This is a genomic window from Paenibacillus selenitireducens, from assembly GCF_002021565.1.
Taxonomy (GTDB): Bacteria; Bacillota; Bacilli; order Paenibacillales; family Paenibacillaceae; genus Paenibacillus_K; species Paenibacillus_K selenitireducens.
Genome location: NZ_MSZX01000003.1, coordinates 579223 through 601306, shown reverse-complemented (window position 1 = coordinate 601306; position 22084 = coordinate 579223). Strand labels below are relative to the sequence as shown.

The following is a 22084-nucleotide window of genomic DNA, read 5'->3' as shown; positions in this document are numbered from 1 at the left end:
AAAGCAAACGAATTATGGATTCGTTTGCTTTTTTATTTCACGGTACGATTTATTCATTTGTCATGGCTTGGACAACAATATGACTATCTACGTATTGCTTGAACTTCACGATCTTCCCGCTGTCCAGTTCCCATACATGTACAAAGTCAGCGTGAATGGATCTCCCCGTAGCCTTATATACCCCTGTATAGGTTCCTTCAGCAATGATGATGTCTTTATCCTTGAACTCATGATACACATGCACGGTTGGAGTAAAGCCATCCCATTCTGTACCCAAGCGGTCAAATACGTTCTCCTTGATGCTTGCCACACCATGGTATGTGCCCCCATATGGATATCCTGCGGCCTCGGTCCATTCCGTACTTTCGGTCAGAGCAGCCAGCAGATACTGAGGTCCTTCATACGTGTGGCGGATGATGTCTATATTCGCAAGCTGACTCGGCATATCCAACACTCCAATGATCGAATTGTTCTTGCTAAATTATTGATGGAACTTCACAATTTCATCGAACGGCAAGAACGTGCGCTCGCCCGGTTGCTCGTTCGGCTCGCCGAATGGCATTTGTGCGATCAAGCTCCATTCTTGTGGAATATCCCAAATGCGCTTCACTTCTTCATCGATAATCGGGTTATAGTGCTGCAAAGACGCACCGATACCATCGGCTTCCAAAGACATCCATACTGCGTATTGCAGCATGGCACTGCCTTGTTGCGACCAGAACGGGAATTGTTCTTTATAGCTAGGCGCATTTACCTGCATGCTTTGGATTGTCGCTTGGTTCTCGAAATACAAAATCGTACCAACACCATCACGGAACCCTTGCAATCTTTGTACAGTTGCGTCAAAGTTCTCGGCAGGCACACGGGCGCGTAACGTTTCCTTAACGATGTCCCAGAACTTTTCATGCTCGCCGTCCATCAGAACGATCAAGCGTCCGCTTTGCATATTGAATGATGTAGGAGCATGCAATGCCGTCTTGATAATCTCAGTGATACGCTCTGATGTAATCGCAGCATTTTTAGTTACTTTGCGGATAGAGCGACGGTTGATAATCGCATTTTTTAAAGTAGTAGTTGTTGTAGTTGTTGTCATTGTGAATTCCTCCATTATATGTTTTATGACCAAAAACTTATATCATTAGTAATTTTCATCCTGACCGCATTCCATAGCATAGGCTGGATGATTGGTTCCCTGTAACCATTATAGTTACAGGATATGCAAAAGTCAACCTCAGCGAAAGAAACCGCTGAGGTTGATCTAAATAACATGACTTCTCGTAGCATGCAGTTCATCTGATTTTGAAACTGCGAAAGCTGAGAAAATAAGAAGCTCCTTCATTCTTTATTAAACTTCCTCATGCGCAAACCGACTATCCAACCGCCGCAAGTCCAATAAATAAACATACTGCACAGCACTTGGTATAGGGTTAGGCGCTCCATCTGCATATAAGGCATGATAACCATGGAGGCACCTATAAATAATATGAGGTCCATTCTAATCCATCTCACCTTAAACAGACTCGTCCCTTGTCTTATTAGCCTATGTATGTTCCAAAACATTGCCACCGTTTCTAAGGACAAAACACCAATAGCTGCGGCAATATAGCCGAATCCGGGGATTGCCAGCAGGAAATACAGCAACAGCATCGATACAACCATGCCTACGATCAACCCCGTGAGCGGGGTATTTTTACGTCCTTGTATCCATAATATGCTCGTTGTTAGTTCACGGATCCCTACGATGAGAGGAATCCCCGATAAGTATCGTATAGGCTCTGCGGCGGCGGATGTACCGAAAATCATGGAAGATAGCGGCTCTGCGTAATGAAATAAAAATACCCCGCTGATCAATCCCCACGTCCAAGCAAGCTTCATTACATCCTCGATGTGCCTGTGATACTTGGTTAACTGCCCCTGCTGGAAATATGCTGCGATTTTCATCGATATGGTGTGAGACAACGCCGCTGTTACGATCGTGGGGACATATGCAAGCACAAGTGCCATGCCAGTAATGATGCCATACATCGCTATAGACTCAGGTACCGTGTAACCCGCTGCCTGCAGCCGCCTTGGGATAAGTATTGAGTCGATAAAGTCAGAAGCCGGCACGAGCATCCGGGTGAATCCGATAATTAGAGAAGTACGGATGAGATATCCCATATACTTGTCATTGTGTTGTGGTCGTACCGGTGTCGTTCTGAACTGAACTGCCTTCGCATTGTAGAGCAATAGGATGAAGAATGCTGCAAGCGCACCAGCGGTCGTACCGATAATACCAGCGCCGAGCGCTGCCTCCATTCCATCCGGAAGGAACAGCATGACTAGGGTAAGCATTAATGCAACGCGTACAAGCTGTTCTGCCATCTCAGAGAAGGAGATGGCTCCATACTGTTCAATTCCTTGCATGTATCCCCGCAGCAATTGCAGTAATGGAACCACTAGAAGAGCTGGAGCCAATGCCCGTAATGCTTTCGTTAGCTGTTCGTTGCCAAGCAGAGAGGCGATTGAGCCGGCATTCATGTATAGCATGAAGCTGAAGGCAGTCCCAATCAGTACAATGTACAAACAAATATTGCGAAATACGATCCATCCCCTGGCAGGATCGTTCACCGTGAACAATGCAAGCACAGTTGGCAGTCCGCCTGTAATCAACATAATCGCGATCCCAAAGAAAGAATAAACGATCTGGTATAGGCCGATTCCTTCTGCTCCAAGCAATCTGGTTAATAAAATTCTTCCAACTAAACCGATACATTTTCCTATGAAGATGGCTCCAGTGCGAAGTAATGTATGCTTCATCAGCGGCGGCAGCATCAATGATTATCACCAACCATTCATCTTGTCCCTCCCATTGTATGGTCGGAACCGCCGCAATATGTTTCATTGTGTACTGGAGTATCGGATTAATCACGAATATGAATAAGTATATATCGGGTATGCTTGTCCCAGCCCAGATCAAAAGGAACACGGTACCGGTCTGCTGAATGGCAATTCACGAGCACATATCCTAACACGTCGAAGCCGACAACAATCGCAAAATGATCGACATCGCCTTTCATCACATAAGCGATTAAATCTCCAGGCTTCAGCGCTGCGATGGCCCCTTTCGGAAATCTGTCGCTTGGTTTCACGATTTGCTCAAAGCTTCCTGATGCAATAACGCGCCCGTATCCACTATGGATGAGGAAATTTTTGAATGCATCCGTTTGAACCCAAGTCTGGGTTCCGCCTACCGATGGAATGTGACGCCAACCTGCTTTTTTAGGCAAACCTCCCCCCTCTTCTTGATCGCCGACACATTGGGATGCGAAATTCGTACAGTCGCCACCCTCACCAGAATAATCGCGGTATTTCTGATTGTAGCGGTTATTATGGCCTGCCCCCCAAGCCGTACCTGCATATTTATTCGCATAGTCGACCGCTTTTTGCCGATTGTATCTCTGCTTTCGGTTCGAAGGCACAGCCTGCTCTTCCTCAAGCGTAGAACCGTCCTTGCGCTCTTCATGTGGTCTGAAAATCATGCCGCTCGAATCGGGTATCAATTTCGGATTCTCTTCAAGCGGATCCAGATACCACTCGCGCAGAATTTGCCACATTCCGTTTTTCTTGGTCAATGTGAATCCATGCCGGGTTCCAATACCAAATGACTGAACCGGCTGTCTGCTATGGGTATAGGCATAATCCAGCCGTAAGGATTGTACAGCTGAGATGAATATTTCATTGCCACGCTCAACGATGCGTACAATTCGAACATGACTATGTGCATCCGTAAAGTGAAGGCCTCGATGTTCTGCCCATGCTTTAACGTAATCCCCTCTAGCTATTTCACGATGCAGTGCATGACGGCTTGACGCGATGTCTTGCACATAGTGTTTCATTAAATGATCCTTGTCATGATCAATCAAGTACTGTGCCCGATCTGTGAACAAACGGCTTACAAATGCAGTAAGCTCCTCCTTCACTGACTCATCCATTGTTTTCTTCAATAAAGCCGACGCTGGCTGGACCGAAGTGTTCCATACACTGAGGAATATTAGGGTCAGATACATAAATCGCAACATGGTAAAATTCAGTTCCCCCCTCACTTGTCATTTTCCCCCATAAAAGAAGGCGGCAGATGAAATAATCCTTATTAGTCTGACCTTTATGCCTCATTATCATTTATGCTTTAAACAAAAAAGAATGAGTCCCGGGTTCTGTCCGTTACTCATTCTTCGACTTCGTATTTATCCGATGATGCGGTGGATGACCATTTGAAATAGGGTTGCATACACACCGATAAGGCCGTAGCCCCCGATGGTCCCCGTCAAAAGCCTGCGCAGATTCGTCGATTCCAGCCAACCTCGCTGCTGAATGAACCAATCGACGAATAGAATCCCCAGGCAAATCACACACACGAGCAGGGGAGGCGTGGGCAACCAAATCCACTGGAGGATCATGGCCATCTGACCCACAGCAACCCCCGTGCATCTTGCGCATACTGGAAATTGATAGGATCTGAAGAAGAAACTTCGGTCTGCACGCTGATGGCATCCCGCGGAGCATCCGATCTTCATCAGGGTTAGCCAGATCCTATCGGCTCTGGAGAGGCTGTTCTCCCGCATTACTTAAACCGATACCCGCAAGACGCGCAAATACGGAATACTGTAGATTTGCTCTTTCCCATGCCGCAAAGTCCGCATAAGAAACCAATCGGACCAAAAATCAAATAACCCAAACAACCTTTTCCTGCACCAAATCCCTTAGTCTCCGATTCCGAGACCACCTGTACCTGTTGACTGCCGCAGCGTGGACAAGCCATGGCCATTCCCCCTTTTCATGAACAATAACACTTTCCATAGTATATGAAAACACCACGATAAGAGATACGTACCATCTTCCGGGGGGTTTCACCTCCTTTATTTCCTCCATTTGGAATTGCCCCGATTTTATGTTATTCTTTTCACGAATTTAATTTGAACGACAAGGAGTGACCACGATGAAAATTCAACGCGGAAAATTTGAAGGATTACAACAGTTATCTAACGAAAAAGGAATTATTGCCGCACTCGCCATCGACCAACGCGGATCAATGAAGAAAATGATTCAAAAGGTTAAAGGGGATGATTACAGCATCGAGCAGGTCTATGCCTTCAAAGCAGCGGTATCACGCGAGCTAACGCCTTATGTCAGCGCCATCCTACTGGACCTTGAAACAGGGACCGAAGGCATCAAAACCAAAGCAGCAGACGCCGGACTTCTCTTGTCTTATGAGAAAACAGGTTATGATGCGACAGAACCGGGAAGACTTCCCGATCTAATCGCAGACTTATCCGCATTACGCATTAAAGAACACGGCGGACATGCCGTCAAAATATTAGTCTATTACGACCCGAATGAACCAGCTGAGATCAACGAGCAGAAGCATGCTTTCTTAGAGCGTATCGGCGCAGAATGCAAAGCCGTGGATATTCCATTGTTCGTGGAGCCTATCGTCTATGATGCAAATATCACGGATGATAAGAGCTTGGAATTCGCGAAGCTGAAACCAGCCAAAGTGAAAGATACCATTAAGGAGTTCACCAAAGAACGTTATGCCATTGATGTCTTGAAGCTCGAAGTACCCGTGAATTTTAACTACGTGGAAGGTTTTGCGAAGGGTGAAATCGCCTATACCCGCGCGGAGGCAGCAGCTCATTTTAAAGAAGCGTCTGATCTATCAACCGTACCGTTCATCTACTTAAGCGCAGGTGTAACGTCTGAATTGTTCCGCGAGACGATTGCTTTTGCGATTGAATCCGGCTCCCAATTCTGCGGCGTGTTATGCGGCCGTGCCACTTGGTTCGACGGTGTGGCAGCTTACGGTGAAGGCGGCGATGAAGGCTTAACGAAATGGCTTCAAACGCAAGGGAAAGAGAACATTGATCTGCTGAATGCCGAGTTGAACAACGGCGCGCAACCTTGGTGGTCCATCTACGGTTCTTCCACTGAAGATTTAGAAATCATTGGCTAAGTCCAATACTTATATTTTCTTTCTAAAAATGCCAAAAATAAACCGTTTCTTGTGCGTGGTGCCGAGCACCCTACAGAGAAACGGTTTTTTATTGCTTCTATTCATAGAGAGAGGTTTCCCATTAGCTTTAAAGAACGGGGAATTCTCGTTCAATGAGAGGCTTTACCTTCTGCTGCGGCTTGAAGAATGGATTCCATCAGTCCGGGAAAACGCGCATCCAAATCTTCTTTTCGCAACGAGATAAACCGCTGCCTGCCTTCCATTCGCGTAAAGATAACCCCGGCTTCTCTTAATGTCTTGAAATGGTGCGAAAACGTCGATTTAGCGATTTCAAGATCACTGCATGCGCTGCAGGGCAATTCATCTTGATCATGCAATCTCATCACGATATGAAGCCTTGCTGGATCGCTAAGCGCATAAAGAACCGAGGACAAGAGTATTTCATCGCGGTTCGGATGGTGTAGCTGTCTCAATTCCTCCCACCTGCCTTTTTCTTTTTCATATATTGAAATATAACATACTTCATGCTATATTTCTATTGTTCGATAGTTATCGAACTTATGAAATGATGATTTGTTCTAAAGAAAGGTCGGTGGACATATGAACAAAATTTTGTCTCTCTTATTCGCTACGATGTTCTTTATCGGCATGGATACGTTCTTGCTATCCCCATTGTTGCCTACACTTCGCGAGCTTTACGGTGTCTCTGTACAGCACGCAAGCTGGATGGTTAGCGCTTACGCCATCGGTTACGCTGTTTTCGCTCTATTTGCAGGACCGCTCTCCGATGGGCTAAACCGCAAAAAAGTAATGATCTGGGGGCTGCTGGCATTTTCCTTTTCTACCTTTTTATGCGGTCTGGCTCCAAGCTTTTGGTTTATGCTGCTATTCCGCTTCTTGGCCGGCGTGAGCGCTTCGTTTGTCTCTCCGCAAATCTGGGCCTCCATTCCGTCGATCGTTGCACCGAATCAAGTTGTAAAGGGGATCGGTGTTGTAACCGCCGGATTGTCGGTCTCCCAAATGCTAGGCGTGCCATTAGGCGGGTATTTGGCAGTCATTCATTGGTCCGTTCCTTTCTTTACGGTAGGTATCGGCACACTCGTCCTTGTCGTTCTCATCTCGCTCTATATGCCAGTTATAAACCCCGTCTCATCAGAACAAGTAAAAATGACCATTATCACACGCTACAAGACATTGCTCTCCGTACCCAAAGCACCTAAATCGTTTATCGGTTATTTTGTATTTCAAACCGGTTTATTCGGCGGATTCTCACTTTTAGGCATTTGGTTATCTGATATCTTTCATCTATCGGTCAGTTCGATCGGCTCTATGATGGCTGTATTCGGGGCAGCTAACTTGCTCGGCAACATCTTTGCCGTTCGAGTCATTTCAAGATTCGGGCACTCCCGCACACTTTATGGCGGAATCGCCATTCTCAGCGTGATTTATCTGAGTCTGTCGTTTGCCCACAATATCGCAGCGGTGGCTATTCTATTCTTTGTGATGGCTTTCTGTATGGGGACGCTCTTCACACTACTCATGAGCTTGCTGCAATCCCTCTCTCCAGTTGCACGGGGAACGATCGCAGCCTTAACCAATACTTGCATGTATGCCGGTCAGACAGTCGGTGCCTTGATTGCCGGCGGATTATACGCCTCGAGCGGGCAATTCTGGACGATCGGCGCATTTGCTGCCCTATTCTATGCGACTGCGGTTTTGGTTTTCTATCGCAGCAAATTAGCAACAAGACCAAGCCAAGTCTCTTAACATAACGAAAAGCATTTGTATCATCTAAAAGATAACGTAAAGACCCCTTAGAATAGACAATGGGAGAAGCTCCTTTGCTTATCCGATTGTCTATTCTAAGGGGGGGCGTATCTACTAGGCCTTTGCAAACCGGATTGCCCGGCTAATCAGAATGGGTAGAACCGAGGTATGATCTTCCCCTTCAAATGCGTTACATGCCACCTGCAAGCCGTCCTCCCGAAGTGCCGAGAGTCGCTCTGCCAGCTCCTTCGCGTTATCCAGCATGTTATGCCCTGTTTCTTGTTCGCCAATGCCAATCAATAATTTCACTTGTCGTGGATGCTGTGCAAGTGCTATAGCAAACTGTTGTTCCGCTTCCAATAGCAGCCGCTTGGCCCAATGAATGGAGGGGCTCCCTGCAACATACGCGGTGAACATATCCGATCGGGTAAAGAGCGTATGCAGGACAAACAACCCGCCAAAAGAATGGCCGAATAACGTTTGCTTACGCGTATCAATCGGATAGTTCCCCTCCACGAGAGGCTTAACCTTCTGCTCAATGAATTGCTGAAAGACTGCCGCACCGCCTAGTTCCGGCCAAGGCTTGCCATCACGACTCTTCGGAAGTTCTTCGGCAGGCGTCGGCAAGGATAGATCGTAGAACCGCGATGGGTGAAACGGTTCTTCGGTCTCATAGCCGATTCCCACGATCACTGCCGGCTCAATGCCGGTAGCTTCGGGACGTCGCGATTGCAGGCGCATCGCTTCAACCATGGTCCCAAAAACGGAGTTTCCATCTACGTGATAAATGACCGGATACCCCGAACTTGGAGGCGGTTCGTGAGGCACATACACAAAGATTTGATACGCACTTTGTCCATCTTGCGATGGGATGGTCCACCGTGTGGTACGCGGAATACTCACCTTTTCCTCACTAGATAATGAATGGTCATGTCCACCGAACATCCATTTCAATGCGCTTGGGAATCTTTTAACGAATGACAATCTTGCATGATCAGCACCTTCGTCGATCACGAATTGAAGGCGATCCTCGCCATAACCCTTCGCTCGCAAGATCGCATGCAACGTACGTGTACGCGGAACCATATACTTCTGTATCGTATCTTTATTGCCGCCTTCCAGCGTACCTACGTCCATATAGATACGCTGAGCAGGATGATGTATGGGCTGCTCGACCATAAATTCAACGAACCCCTCATACCAGTAAGAACCTGAAATGGAGCCAATGCTACCGAACACATTGGGATAGAGACAGGCACCGTACATAGAGATAAGCCCACCAAGCGACTTGCCGATTAACCCCGTTGCTTCCCGTCTTCGATCCGTACGAAATTCCTGATCCATGTTGGGCTTGCACACCTCAACAATGAATTGGAGGTAGGCTTCCCCTTGTCCGCCGAAGTCCCCATATCCTCTTGCCTCGGACAACTTAGGAGCGAACCAGGGTGTATACTCATCGTTACGCTCCATGGGCGCGATACCTACGAGAATCACCTCGGGAAGCTCCCCTCGCTGGAACATCGACTCCAGTTGAAGCAAGGTATCGTGCCCTTCAGGATCGAATACATCTCCCCGATCATGTACGTAAGCCACCGGATACCGGCATTCGCTCGTCTTGTAGGTTGGCGGCAAGTAGATGAGCAGTTCTCTCTGATCTAACGTCTGGTTCAACACCATTCCCTGCATGGATGTTCTGCCTCCTATTTTCGCGCTTTAAACAATAAATAGATAAAATACGGAACGCCGATGAGCGAAATAACAATGCCCACGGGCAGCTCAACGGGTTTGAATACCGTCTTCGAGATAAAATCAGATAAGACGACCAGCAACATCCCGAGCGTTCCGCTAATCGGAAGCACATACTGATGACGAATACCTACTAACCGTCTAGCCATGTGCGGTGCCAGCAACCCGACAAACCCGATGTTCCCGGATACCGAGACACAAGCGCTTACGACCCCAATGCAACATAATAGAAGGATCATCTTTTCTCTCTCTGTAGACACCCCAAGCCCTTTGACACTAATCTCCTCCAATTGGAGCAAATCCAGCAAATGCGCTTTGCGATAAACAATCGGAAGAAGTATTAGCAGCCATGGCAGCATCGCTGCGATATAAGCCCAGTTCGCGTTCCAAATACTACCCGTCAACCACACGGTTGCCATTTCGAAGTCCTGCGGATTCATTTTTAGCGATAGAAATAATGAAACGGCACCAAATCCGGAACCGATCGCGATGCCGACCAGGATCAGGCGCTGCGGATCCAGCTTGCCGCGCTTCCACGCAAATACAAAGATCAGGGCAGCCGCAGCAAGCCCCCCTACAAGACCGAACAATGGTTTCGCCATAATCGCGAACCAACCCGTGCTTGTCGGTAAGCCTTGGAACAAAAATGTAAAAATGACGATTGCAGCCCCTGCCCCTGCGTTAATCCCGAGAATCCCCGGATCGGCAAGGCCATTGCGTGTTAGGCCTTGAATTACAGCCCCTACCATACCCAGCGCGAACCCGATCAAGGCTGCGATCACAATCCGAGGCAGACGAAAATCGAAAACGACTAAATCATGCTCGGGTACCGGATGAATACGTAATAACGTCTCCACGATATCTCGTACGGTCATGTCGAATTCACCGTTCGTTAAGCTAATATAGATCGAGATCAGAATCAATATCATACTTGTGATAAGCACTACGCCATATCGACGCGCAGGTTGTCTAAGCATGATTCCCGCCCCCCTTCTTACGAATCAAATAGAGGAAGAACGGGACGCCGAACAAAGAGGTAACGACACCGATCGGCGTCTCAAACGGATAATTCAAGAATCGGCTTATCAAATCGGATAACGACAGAAACAACGCCCCCATAACACCTGCCACAGGGACGATGCGACGATAATCCAACCCTACGAAATACCTTGCAATATGCGGGATGATCAGACCAATAAAGCCAATTTTACCTGCAAGCGCAACAGAGATTCCTGATAGAATAACGACCGATAGCGTCGTTATCAATTTTACAAGCATTGTTCTTTGACCCAATCCCTTGGATATGTCCTCCCCGAGGGATAAGACCGTGACGGATTTCGATATCGACAAGGCGAGCAAAATCCCGATCACACCGAGTGGAATCGCCCACTTGACCATATCCGGCGACATGAGATGCATTCGCGCGTTATACCAGAAGCTCACATTTTGCGAGATTTGAAAATAAGAAGCCAATGCTGCAGATACCCCGCTGAGAAAGGTACCGACGATTAAACCGATGACGGCCATATTCACGGGTGACATCCCCTGCGGCAATAAGGAAGCCAAACCAAATACAATCGCAACACCTAAGGCTGAGCCAACCATAGAAAATGCAATCATTTCTAAAGAAGAGGCTCCTCCTGGCATCCAAATCATGCAGCACGTAATCACGAACGCCGAGCCATCTGACACACCCATAATCGAAGGGGATGCAAGATAATTTCTTGTCATCCCCTGCATGAGCGCTCCCGATATGGCTAGGAACGCTCCGATCAGAAGCGCACCTATCGCCCTCGGCAATCGGGAATGCATAATGATTTGGTGATTCACGTCTCCCTCATCAAAGTGAAAGATCGCATGCCATACGGTACTTGGATGTATGTTTTTCGCTCCATACATGATCGATAGGAGAACCGCTCCTACGAACAGAACTGGAGATAACCATAATAGGATTCGTAACAGACCCTGTCTTCGTTGCATCACAATCGCTCACTTCAATATCTATTAGTTGGACAATTTCTCCACCGCTGCTTTTAAAAAGCTGATCTTACTATACGCCGTACCGCCTTGCGCCAATGGATCTATGACATTCACGAATACTTTCCCGTTCTTCGCAGCATTGATGCTTTTCCAAATCGGGTTATCCTGAATTTCCTCCCAAATTTTAGGCGTTTCCTTATTCTCATCCTCTGCGAATTGAACAAAGATATAATCCGGGTTCATTTCACTGAACTTCTCTAACGTCATCATTTCTTGCGCTTTTGCGGCTTTCACCTCATCAGGTGCTGTAAACCCTATATCGCTATACAGCGAAGGGTTAAAGAACACTTTCTCCGGGTAAATATAGATATTGCCGGCCCGAACTCGAACCGCGACGATTTTCTTATCTTTATGGCTGACGCTAAGCTTCGCTCTGGCAGCATCCAAATCCGCTTGATATTGCTGCAGCGCTTGATCCGCTTTGTCCTGCGTACCTGTCAATTCAGCAAGCAGACGAAGATTTGCTTCCCAGTTGGTCGAAATATGCGATACAGGAATATCCGTTGCGATTTTACCTAACTTATCGTGAACTTCTTGACCTGCTTTTGTGGAACTCAGAATCACATCCGGTTTCATGTTCAGAATCCCCTCGAAATTCGGCTGCATCTTCTCACCTGACGATTGGCTTGAACCCGTAACAGCTTTGAATAGATCAGGGAATTTACCGCCTACACTGATCGCACCGACAGGCTGTACACCTAATACTACGGCATCCTCCATCGACTCCATGCTGCCTGTGATGACGATCCGATCTGACTTGGCAGGAATGGTATACTCCGTATCCAAATATTTAATCGTCTTTGTCTCAGCCGACGTTGCCGTTGCTTCTTGGGTATTCGCCGTCGTTGCTGTTCCGCTTGTTTCGGACTTCGGTTCAGCCACCTCAGCCTTCGAACTGCATGCGGTCATAACTACAATAAATAATGCAATGATTCCGAGATTCCAAATGGTTTTCTTCATCTTTTTCCTTGTTCTCCCCTCAACATCTATCGATCGATTGATCGTAATTGATAACGATTATCATTATTGATTATAAAATAGACCTCCGCATTCGAACATGGACGATATCCAGAACTCATCATGGACAATCTCCAGACAGCATCGCAACACTCGCATCTACAACCCGATCTATCGCATCTGCCGCATACATCCGCCAAGGATCCGAGGAGATGAGGTAGGTTGATTTATTCTTCACGGCCTTCAATTCTTGCCACGGTACGGTAAGCTGTAGCCCCTTCCAATACTGGAGCGTCTCCGTCTCCTGACAGACAAGTAAAAGGAGCCTATCCACGTCCATCTGGGCTAGTTCCTCAACGGTCAACGGAACATCGCAATCCATTTGACCCGGAGAAATTCCCGCTTCCCTCATTTGAAGATCTCCATAAAATATTTCTGTGATATTCTGATTCCGATAGACGAACAGTTGATTTTTGAGCATACGAATCGCCAGAAAGGAGTCATCCTGCACGATCGGCTGCAGCCGTTCCTTAGCGAGACGAACTTTATGATCATAGCTGCGCAACCATGCCGCCGCTTCCGCGGTCTCTCCTAACCACTCGGCAACCAACTCCAACTGCTCCCGCCAACTGGTATCGCGAGAAGGAATATAATAGACAGAAGCAATTTGCTCTAATTCCCGCTTCTCGTCATCCGAAATATCATCCAAGCTAAGAATGAGCTCTGGTGGATGTTGGCGTAATGCCTCTAGGTTGTCGGCATGTGAATGCTCACCCTGACGATAAGCGCTTAAGTGAACGGGGATATCTGAGCGTAAGGTTTGATAATAGTAGGAAGTCCATTTCGGGTGTAACGGCGCAGCATATGGAAGTATTTTGAGCGGGAGCAGCAATCCCATGACAGCGGCTTGATACACCGCTATTTTACGACGGCGTTTCTTCATATAGAGCGTAGGTGTCACGCCCACTTCTTTTTTAAATTTCCGGCTAAAATAAAATTCATCCTGATACCCGATCTGATGCGCGATATCCCGCAGCTTTGCGCTGGACCTCGCCATCAGTTGTTTAGCACGATTCATACGCAGAGCGGTCAAATAATCCATGGCGCTGTGACCATACGTTTTCTTGAATACATCCACAAAATACTTGGGACTAATCTCGGCGATGCGCGCCAACTGATCAATCGTAATATTCTCGTGATAATTCCGTTCAAGATACTCCCTGGCATATTCTAATGCGGTTCTAGAATCTTGCTGTATGAGGCGTCTATTCTTCAAGACGGTATAGATCAATTGCTCAAAAGCATACTGCACCCGAAAGCGTTCCAGCGCATCGGCACATCCAAGATAATCGAGAATCTCCTCACATGGAGCAACAAGTGAACCCGTAGGGAATACCGTCACCTCTCCTTGCAGAAAATACGGCTCGCTCTTCAGCCATTGCAACCGTCGCGCACTTCGTTCTCCCTCTCCATACACGTCAAAACGAAAAAGAAAAAGCTCTTCGGCTCCTATTCCATCCGCCTCCAGGCCAAAGGTGTGCTCGGAAGGACATATATAAACCGCGTTCGGTCGAACACGATACGTGGTATGATCAATCGTTAAGCTGCCTTGTCCGCTTTTGATTAGAATAAGTATGTAGGACGGCGTTAGCTGCTGCTTCATCTCCCAATTTTCACCTTCTCTGTACTCTGCACCGCGGAATCGAAAATACATTTGGTCGACCCTTAGTGATTCATCGCTGTGTACGATATGATCAAGAGATTTCATCTTGAACTCCTCCCTATTCCGCCTTCTTCAGAAGAGGAACAATAACTACCCACCATTCTATTGATAATGATTATCAAAGTCAATTGGAAACAGAACACGAACCCCTACCAGTCACTGCAAAATAACAAAAACGACCGCCTCTCCGTTATCTACGGAAAAGCGATCGTCCTAATGGTTGTAACCTATATTTCTGATTCTAATACATCTAAGCTTTTACTGAGCGTTGGCCGTCGGAAGGAGCGCAAATAAGCAAGCAGTCCTTTCAAGATCATTGGCTGTGGTTCAGGCTTCGCCCACTCTTGCTGCAATACTTGATAACATGAGGTGATTTCTTCAACGATCTTCACTTCAGTATCCAATTCCGCAATTTCCTGTCCTAGCGCGATTAACTCTCTCTCCACCTGCGTCATTTCGTGGTCAAATCCCTCTTTGCCGCATTTCATGAACGCTCCCATGTTGTCCATGGAGAGGATCGGCGCCTGCTGCTTCTCGATGAGCCCATGCACTAAATCATCCAGTCGATGCATGAAGAACGTACTAAGGTGCTCGGTATCGAACTTTTTCCGATGGAAAATCATATAACCGATATAATCCCCCGATATCGCCTGAATCATCGTCGCAGCGTCCAGAGCATACTCCTCAACGTCGGACCCATAAATGGCCAGAATGCTATTGTAGTACCAATAGAGGGCTTCGGCTTTAGACGTAAACATGAAGCGTTTCATATCCTCGTTGATCTGGAATGCCTGCTCATTCAACATCATGACTATGAAATCCTGATGTTTCATGAACTGTTCCATCTGCAGCGTGAATTGTTTCATTAACCTCTCCCGAGGAGAGAGGCGCAGGTCCTTCGCAATGATCATAATCTCATGCGCCATCAGACCATGATAATGCTTGAATGCGGAGACCAGCACATCTTCCTTCGATTTGAAGTAGAAGTACAACGATCCTTTGGCGATTTTTAGAGAATCCGCGATTTCTTGCATCGATGTCGCATGATACCCCTTCTGGGCAAAACATTTCATGGCTGCTTCGAGAATATGCATTCTCTTTTCATTCACACACAACACGTCCCTAGATCAATTCTTCCTGATTCTTCTTCTTAAATTTCATCAAGAATTCATACACGATCGGCACGATAACAAGGGTTAACAGCGTTGAACTGGTTAGTCCACCAATTACCGTCACACCAAGACCTTTCGAAATGATCCCCGCTCCTTCAAACCCAAGCGCAAGTGGAATCAATGCACCAATGGTTGCGAGAGCCGTCATCAAGATCGGACGAAGTCGAGTAACCCCTGCTTCTAGTAAAGCTTCTCGTGTCGTCATGCCTTCACGCTCTTTATGAATAACACGGTCTAACAATACGATGGCGTTCGTAACGACGATACCAATCAACATGAGCGCCCCCATCATCGCAGATACACTGATGGTCTCATTGGCCATCCACAATGCCACCAGTCCGCCAATAATCGCGAACGGCAAGGAGAATAGAATAGCTAACGGTGCTAATGCGCCGCCGAAAGTCACGACAAGAACGAAGTAGACAATGGCAATTGCCGCTGCCATTGCAAGGCCTAATTGCGTGAACGTCTCATTAATTTGCTGCGTTACGCCGCCAAATTCAACCTTCACAGATGTCGGTAGATTCAATGCGTCGATTTCCTTTTTCAACGCTGTCGATGCTTTGGATACATCGGCTGTCGTAATATCGGCTGTCACATTCACAAACATACGATCATCTTTGCGTGTAATCGTATTTGGTGATTCGCCTTCCTTCACGTCAACGACATCTTTCAATGGCACTTGCATGCCTAACGGCGAAGCGATCATCGTATTCTCAATATCGCTAATGCCTTTGTATTTCTTTTCATCAACTTGCACGTATACATTGTAATTCTTACCTTCGACTTCCACAGAAGTCAATACAGGACGTTCCCGTACAGGACTTAATTTCATAGCAATCTGACCTGCCGTTAATCCTAACTTGCTCAACTTCTCTTGATTCGCTACTAACGTATATTGTCCATAGGTCTGCTTCATGCTGGATTCCACTTTATCAAATGTTGAATCCTTGTGCATCAAATCTTCGACTTGCTTCACGACGGGCTGGATATCATTCAATGAGTCGCCATATACCGTCAACGTCATCTGATTGCCGCCGAAGCCGCCGCTCATGTCCATTTGCTTCCATTCGCCTTGAACCGAAGTCGCTTGTTTAATACCTTCGACTAGCGCCTTCTTCTCATCTTCGAAGTTTTTCGTATCATTATTATAAATAACGTAGAAAAGTGCTGAGTTCGAAGAACCGCCGCCCATGCTCATCATGGAATTATTGCTGCCGATGGAGTACTGCATTTTTTCCACACCAGCACGTTTCATAATATACTCTTCCGCTTTCAATGCATCTTGCTCTACGTCAGCTTTAAGCTCGCCCGGTGCTGGCGTATAGGTTACCATGACGTATTTATCTTCTTGACTTGGCAAGAAACTTACGCCTACAGCCTTTGTTAAGAACAAGCTGCCGACAAGCAGGATGATCGCTGCACCGAAGGTGATCAATTTATGATCCAAACACCATGTGAGTACACGTTTATAAAATCCGCTTAATTTCCCTGGTTTGTCGTGATGCGCCTTTGCATTTTTCACTCCATTCTTGAACATCGAATGTCCAAGCATCGGAACGATGGTAATGGCCACAAGCAAGGATGCGAGTAATGCGAATACCATCGTAAGTGCAAATGGCATGAACAACTCGCCGACCATGCCGCTCACAAGCGCAAGCGGTAAGAATACCGCAATGGTCACGATCGTGGAGGAGAAGATCGGCATGAACATTTCTTTCGTAGCATCCAGAATTAATGCTTTGCCTTTCAGTTTCTCCGAAGAGGATGTCATCCGCCGGTATATATTCTCAATGACGACAATCGAGTCATCCACAACCCGTCCAATCGCAACGGTCATCGCACCAAGTGACATCATGTTCAACGTGATATTAAATTCGCGTAGAATCAAGACTCCGATGAGCAATGACAATGGAATCGAAATAATCGAAATAATCGTCGTACGGAAACTACGCAGGAATAACAGAATGATAATAACCGCGAATAAGGCCCCAAACATTGCTTTATTCAACATTGTAGAGACGGAATCCTCGATTGGCTTCCCTTGATCGAGCATCGTCACCATCTTCATGCCCGGATAATCCGACTCAAATTGTGTAATTTGCTTCTTCACGGCATTGACTACATCTACCGTATTCGCATCTGCCGCCTTCACGATCTGAATACTGATGGATTCTTGCCCATTTGTACGGGAAATGGAATCTGCCTTTTGAACCATTTCAATCGTAGCAATATCCTTTAATTTCACGGTCGGAATACCTGCTGGCACGCCTGCTTGACCTGCCGGCATTTGTCCAGCACCTGCACCCGCACCCATATTACCTGCCGAAGCTGCGCCTTGCGCCCCTGCTCCTGCAGAACTTGGGATCACAGGGATCTCTACATTCTTAAGATCGTCTAAGCTCTTAATGTTTCCATCAACAACAATTGTCTTCTGCTCCTTACCCATTTCGAACACGCCTAAAGGCACATTCAATGCAGAACCTTGCACAATTCCTTTTACCGTATCTTCAGACAAACCGAGTGATTTCATTTTGTCTTGATTAAATTTCAACTCAATTTCTTTCAACTGCTGACCGGCAATACTGACGGTACCTACGCCGTTTAATCCTTCTAGACTAGGTTTGATGTCATTCTCCATGACTTTGGTTAATTCTTCCATGGATAACTTCTCGTCCGAAACACTAAGTGTGACGACCGGGAATGCATTCATGCTAATACGAGAAATCGTCGTATCTTGTGCGCCGTCTGGCAAATGTACGGTTGTCGTCGCTTCGCGAACATCCGCAGCCGCTTTCTCCATATCCTGACCATAGTCATACTCCACGGTGATCGCGGAAACATTCTCCATCGATGTTGAGGTGACGGTCTTCACACCGTTCAAATTTTTAATCCGCTGCTCTAACGGCTTCGAGATTGAATCCACAACCTCTTCTGGCGCCGCACCCGGATACACTGTCATGACCTGAAGCACAGGAAGCTCCAAGTCCGGAAGTGTCTCTTGCTTCATTGTCATCCCTGCGTACAATCCCGCAACGGTCACAATGATCGTCAAAATCCAGATCGCAAACTTGTTGTTTAACGAAAAACGAATAATGCTTTTCACTCGGTTCCTCTCCTTTATATCTATCTCATTTTCGAACACTTGACCCATTGGTCAACACAATACTTAGTATATCTAAACTATTTTTTAAAATCAAATTTGAAGTGTTTGACCACCGGGTCAAGTAGAATTACAGGCGTCTTACAAAGATGTAAGTTTCCTGAAAGCCAAATCTATCGTTCACTCGACTAAAAAGCCGTATGCTATATCCATAACGAACGACTTCAACCGATGCAAATCGTAACTTATTATCATTTTAGAGGAGGCATTTTAGATGTTCATTTTATTAACAGGTATTGCATTATTCATGATTCCAGCCGCTTTATTCGTACTTCATATCGCCTTAATCGTGTGGGCATTCCGCGACGCGAACGAACGTTACCAAGACCGGACCATCGCTTGGATTCTCGCAGCCGTATTATTCTGGTTCCCTATCGTCGGCATCATCGTCTACCTGGTCGTACGCAAAGATCGACCGCAAGACCGTCAAGCCAATTACAGCCATTTCGTCTAATCAAAATACATTACCTTACTATAAGGAGGCATCTTTATGAAAAGCTCGACCAAATTCATCACAGCGATTGTAGTCCTATTCATTGTTGTACTTGGCGGCGCCGCTGCTGTATCCAAATATGCCCCTGAGCATAATCCATTTACACCGAAAGATGAATACTTCGTCAAAGTCGCTGATCATTTCGAAATCATCCATGACAAAGCAGACCAAGGTCAAGAATATACACGGTATACCTACACTTTGCCGGGATATAATAAAGACGGACAGGCCAAAGACATTGAATTCAACGCTTCGAAGGAGCTCCGAAAGGACGCTTATTTAAAAATATCGATTCGCGCAGACAAGGTCCTTTCCTATGAAGAGGTACAATCGAAGGATTTGCCGCAAACTGTATCCAGCAAAATGTAATCAAAGGATCTAACTACCAAATAACAAAGAAAGCCCCCGCTATTCAAGGAATAACGAGGGCTTTCTTCTATTATGTATTGAACTAAAAAACTCTCCATGTTAAAATGGAGAGTAATCTTTAAATTAAAACGGAATTCGAGCTATTATTACTTCTTCTTATCTATGATAATTATAGCATGAAGAATTCCAAACTGTCAATGTCCATTTTTATCATTTATAAAGGAGCGAATTACATGGGAACAGCGGAACAAGATTGGCAGGAAGAACAACAGCGCGTGGATCGTGTCATCGCCGAAATCGACCATCGGCTTTCGAACCTGCAAACCCAAGTGCTGGATACCAAAGAAGAAATCGTCGACATTCGCAAAAACTTCTGGGACGATGTAACGGTTAACTTTGAGGATGCTGCAGAATCCGCGGAATCTCATGCGAGCTTGAAACAGCAGGCGGAGGTATTGCAAGAGCGTGAACGAACCTACCGACAAGCCGAGAAGCAATTAAAAACCTTAACCAAGCTGCGTCAGTCCCCATATTTTGGTCGTATTGATTTTACAGAAAAGGGAGATTCAAGCTCAGAGCCGATCTATCTCGGTATCGCCTCCCTCCTTCACCCCAATGGGGAAGAGTATCTCGTGTATGACTGGCGTGCGCCGGTATCAAGCTTGTACTACGACTATCCCCCTGGACCAGCTCATTATGAGACGCCGATGGGCACCATCCAAGGAACAATGGATATCAAACGGCAATTTATTATACGCGATGGCGTCATCCGAAGTTTGTTCGACACCGGCGTTACCATAGGAGACGAATTACTGCAGGAAGTCCTAGGGAAGCAAGCGGATTCGCAGATGAAGACGATCGTCGCCACCATCCAACAAGAACAGAACCAGATTATTCGGAATGAACGGAGCCGATTGTTGATCGTACAAGGAGCCGCAGGGAGCGGTAAGACATCGGCAGCTTTACAGCGCGTCGCTTACTTGCTCTATCGGTATCGCGGAACGTTGCGGAGTGAGCAGATCATCCTCTTTTCACCGAATCCAATGTTCAACAGCTATGTCTCAACCGTTCTCCCCGAGCTTGGGGAAGACAATATGCAGCAGACCACATTCCAACAATATTTAGAGAGCAAATTATCCCGTACCTTCCGCGTAGAAGATCCGTTCGAGCAAATGGAATATACGTTAAATGAAGAGGAAGACCCGAGCTTTGACTCCCGCCTTGCAGGCATTCGCTACAAAACGTCGGTGCATTATATGCAGTTGATTCAACACTACGCCGATCAGTTGAAACAAAGAGGCATGAAATTCAAGGCGATTGGATTCCGTGGTCGTGAACTGATCTCTGCAGAGGCGATTGCGGAGCAATTCTATGCGCTTGACCCATCCATGTCCATTCCGAACCGAATGAAGCTGGTGGCCGAATTCTTGCTTCGTGAGTTAACCAAGCTTGCCAAGCAAGAGAAGAAGAAACGTTGGGTAGAAGAAGCGATCGAGCTGCTGGATAAAGAAGATTACATTGACGTGTATCATCGCCTTCGGGAGAAGGAGCAATTTACATCGAATTCTTTCGATGACTTTGACCGTGAACGGGATCTATTAGCAACCATGGTTGTACAGGAAAAGTTCAAGAAGCTGCGCCGACGCGTAAAGCTCCTTCGCTTCATTGATGTTCCAGCTATGTATCGCCAGCTCTTCACAGACGCAGAGTGGATGGATCGACTCGATGGCCACACTTCACTTCCCCATGCGGAGTGGGAACAAATCTGCGCGCAGACCATAACGGCGATGGATCAAGAAGTACTTCCTTATGAGGATGCTACACCTTATTTGTACTTGCAAGAATTATTGGAAGGGTTCCAAGTCAACACTTCGATTCGTCATGTCTTTATTGATGAAGCGCAGGATTACTCGCCGTTCCAATTTGCCTTCTTGAAACGGCTCTTCCCTTTCGCCAAAATTACGGCATTGGGTGATTTGAATCAGACGATTTATGCGCATGCCGCAGACCATAGTGGATTCCAACCGCTAATCGATCTATTTGAACCTGAGCATACGGAGACCATTGCGTTGAAGCGAAGCTATCGGTCTACGCGTCCGATCGTAGAATTCACCCAGGGTATGATTGCCGGCGGCGAACAGATCGAACCGTTTAACCGGGATGGCGCTAAACCGACGCTATCCTATGCGAAGTCCAAGACAGATCTCGCTGAACAAATCACTGCGCAGGTAACCGCATGGCAAGCAGAAGGCTTACAGAACATCGCCATCATCGGCAAGACCTCTGCCGAATGCCATGAAGCCTATGAGACACTTCTTGCGGCAGGTGATCATTCCCTTCGGTTGATCAATAAGGGAACGGCCTCATTCGAAGGCGGTACCGTTGTTATTCCTTCGTATCTTGCCAAAGGCATGGAATTCGACGCAGTTATCCTGTACAATGCATCAGCCAATCAATACCGACACGAACGTGAACGCAAGCTGTTCTACACGGCTTGTACACGTGCGATGCATAAGCTTCATCTCTACTCGCTCGGCGAAGTTAGTCCTTTCGTTGCGCAGGTGGATACGTCTACTTATCAGACGATATAACATGATACCCCCCTTTGCCCAAGTTCATGGGTGAAGGGGGGTATTTATATATGACTACATTTGTGAGGGCA

At 46.7% G+C, this 22084-nt stretch carries 19 protein-coding genes; 5 read left to right on the top strand and 14 right to left on the bottom strand.

The genetic code is table 11. The features are described from left to right. Positions 1 to 49: 49 nt before the first annotated feature. From BVG16_RS10465 to BVG16_RS10440, 6 genes are all read right to left on the bottom strand, one after another. A complete protein-coding gene (locus BVG16_RS10465) occupies positions 50 to 445 on the bottom strand; it encodes a nuclear transport factor 2 family protein (RefSeq protein ID WP_078498479.1) in 396 nt (131 codons plus the stop codon). A gap of 36 nt (positions 446 to 481) precedes the next feature. Further along, on the bottom strand, positions 482 to 1093 hold the full coding sequence (locus BVG16_RS10460) for a nitroreductase family protein (protein WP_078498478.1): 612 nt from the start codon (positions 1091 to 1093) through the stop codon (positions 482 to 484). A 242-nt stretch (positions 1094 to 1335) separates the two neighbouring features. Further along, complete coding sequence (locus BVG16_RS10455) at positions 1336 to 2814, bottom strand: oligosaccharide flippase family protein (RefSeq protein ID WP_078498477.1); 1479 nt, start codon at positions 2812 to 2814, stop codon at positions 1336 to 1338. An 89-nt stretch (positions 2815 to 2903) separates the two neighbouring features. Continuing rightward, positions 2904 to 4061: an amidase domain-containing protein gene (locus BVG16_RS10450; protein WP_078498476.1), complete on the bottom strand. Its 1158-nt coding sequence runs from the start codon at positions 4059 to 4061 to the stop codon at positions 2904 to 2906. Positions 4062 to 4226: 165 nt separating this feature from the next. Beyond that, positions 4227 to 4556 carry a DUF2085 domain-containing protein gene (locus tag BVG16_RS10445; protein WP_233146987.1) on the bottom strand — a complete coding sequence of 110 codons (330 nt, stop codon included), beginning with the start codon at positions 4554 to 4556 and terminating at the stop codon, positions 4227 to 4229. Positions 4557 to 4603: 47 nt separating this feature from the next. After that, positions 4604 to 4801 carry a hypothetical protein gene (locus BVG16_RS10440; protein ID WP_078498474.1) on the bottom strand — a complete coding sequence of 66 codons (198 nt, stop codon included), beginning with the start codon at positions 4799 to 4801 and terminating at the stop codon, positions 4604 to 4606. 177 nt (positions 4802 to 4978) lie between these two features. On the opposite strand from BVG16_RS10440, the gene BVG16_RS10435 reads away from it, so the two are divergent. Continuing rightward, positions 4979 to 5992: a tagatose 1,6-diphosphate aldolase gene (locus tag BVG16_RS10435; protein ID WP_078498473.1), complete on the top strand. Its 1014-nt coding sequence runs from the start codon at positions 4979 to 4981 to the stop codon at positions 5990 to 5992. A gap of 149 nt (positions 5993 to 6141) precedes the next feature. Here the strand turns inward: BVG16_RS10435 and BVG16_RS10430 are convergent, their stop codons facing one another. Beyond that, the gene (locus BVG16_RS10430; protein WP_078498472.1) at positions 6142 to 6465 is read right to left on the bottom strand and encodes an ArsR/SmtB family transcription factor; all 324 of its coding nucleotides are present in this window, start codon (positions 6463 to 6465) and stop codon (positions 6142 to 6144) included. Positions 6466 to 6592: 127 nt separating this feature from the next. Here BVG16_RS10430 and BVG16_RS10425 point away from each other — a divergent pair, with 127 nt between their 5' ends. After that, a complete protein-coding gene (locus BVG16_RS10425; protein WP_078498471.1) occupies positions 6593 to 7759 on the top strand; it encodes an MFS transporter in 1167 nt (388 codons plus the stop codon). Positions 7760 to 7873: 114 nt separating this feature from the next. Here BVG16_RS10425 and BVG16_RS33330 read toward each other — a convergent pair whose 3' ends face one another. From BVG16_RS33330 to BVG16_RS10390, 7 genes are all read right to left on the bottom strand, one after another. Next, positions 7874 to 9445 carry an alpha/beta hydrolase gene (locus tag BVG16_RS33330; RefSeq protein ID WP_233146986.1) on the bottom strand — a complete coding sequence of 524 codons (1572 nt, stop codon included), beginning with the start codon at positions 9443 to 9445 and terminating at the stop codon, positions 7874 to 7876. 14 nt (positions 9446 to 9459) lie between these two features. Beyond that, on the bottom strand, positions 9460 to 10482 hold the full coding sequence (locus tag BVG16_RS10415; RefSeq protein ID WP_078498470.1) for a FecCD family ABC transporter permease: 1023 nt from the start codon (positions 10480 to 10482) through the stop codon (positions 9460 to 9462). Continuing rightward, a complete protein-coding gene (locus BVG16_RS10410) occupies positions 10475 to 11485 on the bottom strand; it encodes a FecCD family ABC transporter permease (RefSeq protein WP_078498469.1) in 1011 nt (336 codons plus the stop codon). Before BVG16_RS10410 ends, BVG16_RS10415 begins: the two co-directional genes overlap by 8 nt. A gap of 24 nt (positions 11486 to 11509) precedes the next feature. Further along, entirely contained in the window at positions 11510 to 12505 is a 996-nt protein-coding gene (locus tag BVG16_RS10405) for an ABC transporter substrate-binding protein (protein WP_078498468.1), read from the bottom strand. 118 nt (positions 12506 to 12623) lie between these two features. After that, the gene (locus tag BVG16_RS10400) at positions 12624 to 14270 is read right to left on the bottom strand and encodes an AraC family transcriptional regulator (protein ID WP_078498467.1); all 1647 of its coding nucleotides are present in this window, start codon (positions 14268 to 14270) and stop codon (positions 12624 to 12626) included. A 182-nt stretch (positions 14271 to 14452) separates the two neighbouring features. Continuing rightward, entirely contained in the window at positions 14453 to 15334 is an 882-nt protein-coding gene (locus tag BVG16_RS10395) for a TetR/AcrR family transcriptional regulator (RefSeq protein ID WP_144027342.1), read from the bottom strand. Between the two features lie 13 nt (positions 15335 to 15347). Next, the gene (locus BVG16_RS10390) at positions 15348 to 18503 is read right to left on the bottom strand and encodes an efflux RND transporter permease subunit (protein ID WP_078498465.1); all 3156 of its coding nucleotides are present in this window, start codon (positions 18501 to 18503) and stop codon (positions 15348 to 15350) included. Between the two features lie 271 nt (positions 18504 to 18774). On the opposite strand from BVG16_RS10390, the gene BVG16_RS10385 reads away from it, so the two are divergent. From BVG16_RS10385 to helD, 3 genes are all read left to right on the top strand, one after another. Further along, positions 18775 to 19014, top strand: coding sequence for a PLDc N-terminal domain-containing protein (locus tag BVG16_RS10385; RefSeq protein WP_078498464.1), 240 nt, complete (start codon positions 18775 to 18777; stop codon positions 19012 to 19014). Between the two features lie 36 nt (positions 19015 to 19050). Continuing rightward, positions 19051 to 19422, top strand: coding sequence for a YxeA family protein (locus BVG16_RS10380; protein ID WP_078498463.1), 372 nt, complete (start codon positions 19051 to 19053; stop codon positions 19420 to 19422). Between the two features lie 233 nt (positions 19423 to 19655). Continuing rightward, complete coding sequence (helD, locus tag BVG16_RS10375; protein ID WP_078498462.1) at positions 19656 to 22013, top strand: RNA polymerase recycling motor HelD; 2358 nt, start codon at positions 19656 to 19658, stop codon at positions 22011 to 22013. The last annotated feature ends 71 nt before the right edge of the window (positions 22014 to 22084 follow it).

Coding starts and splice junctions, on each gene's coding strand:
- BVG16_RS10465 (WP_078498479.1), bottom strand. CDS start 445: ATGCCGAGTCAGCTTGCGAATATAGACATCATCCGCCACACGTATGAA.
- BVG16_RS10460 (WP_078498478.1), bottom strand. CDS start 1,093: ATGACAACAACTACAACAACTACTACTTTAAAAAATGCGATTATCAAC.
- BVG16_RS10455 (WP_078498477.1), bottom strand. CDS start 2,814: ATGCTGCCGCCGCTGATGAAGCATACATTACTTCGCACTGGAGCCATC.
- BVG16_RS10450 (WP_078498476.1), bottom strand. CDS start 4,061: ATGTTGCGATTTATGTATCTGACCCTAATATTCCTCAGTGTATGGAAC.
- BVG16_RS10445 (WP_233146987.1), bottom strand. CDS start 4,556: ATGAAGATCGGATGCTCCGCGGGATGCCATCAGCGTGCAGACCGAAGT.
- BVG16_RS10440 (WP_078498474.1), bottom strand. CDS start 4,801: ATGGCTTGTCCACGCTGCGGCAGTCAACAGGTACAGGTGGTCTCGGAA.
- BVG16_RS10435 (WP_078498473.1), top strand. CDS start 4,979: ATGAAAATTCAACGCGGAAAATTTGAAGGATTACAACAGTTATCTAAC.
- BVG16_RS10425 (WP_078498471.1), top strand. CDS start 6,593: ATGAACAAAATTTTGTCTCTCTTATTCGCTACGATGTTCTTTATCGGC.
- BVG16_RS33330 (WP_233146986.1), bottom strand. CDS start 9,445: ATGCAGGGAATGGTGTTGAACCAGACGTTAGATCAGAGAGAACTGCTC.
- BVG16_RS10415 (WP_078498470.1), bottom strand. CDS start 10,482: ATGCTTAGACAACCTGCGCGTCGATATGGCGTAGTGCTTATCACAAGT.
- BVG16_RS10410 (WP_078498469.1), bottom strand. CDS start 11,485: ATGCAACGAAGACAGGGTCTGTTACGAATCCTATTATGGTTATCTCCA.
- BVG16_RS10405 (WP_078498468.1), bottom strand. CDS start 12,505: ATGAAGAAAACCATTTGGAATCTCGGAATCATTGCATTATTTATTGTA.
- BVG16_RS10400 (WP_078498467.1), bottom strand. CDS start 14,270: ATGAAATCTCTTGATCATATCGTACACAGCGATGAATCACTAAGGGTC.
- BVG16_RS10385 (WP_078498464.1), top strand. CDS start 18,775: ATGTTCATTTTATTAACAGGTATTGCATTATTCATGATTCCAGCCGCT.
- BVG16_RS10380 (WP_078498463.1), top strand. CDS start 19,051: ATGAAAAGCTCGACCAAATTCATCACAGCGATTGTAGTCCTATTCATT.
- helD (WP_078498462.1), top strand. CDS start 19,656: ATGGGAACAGCGGAACAAGATTGGCAGGAAGAACAACAGCGCGTGGAT.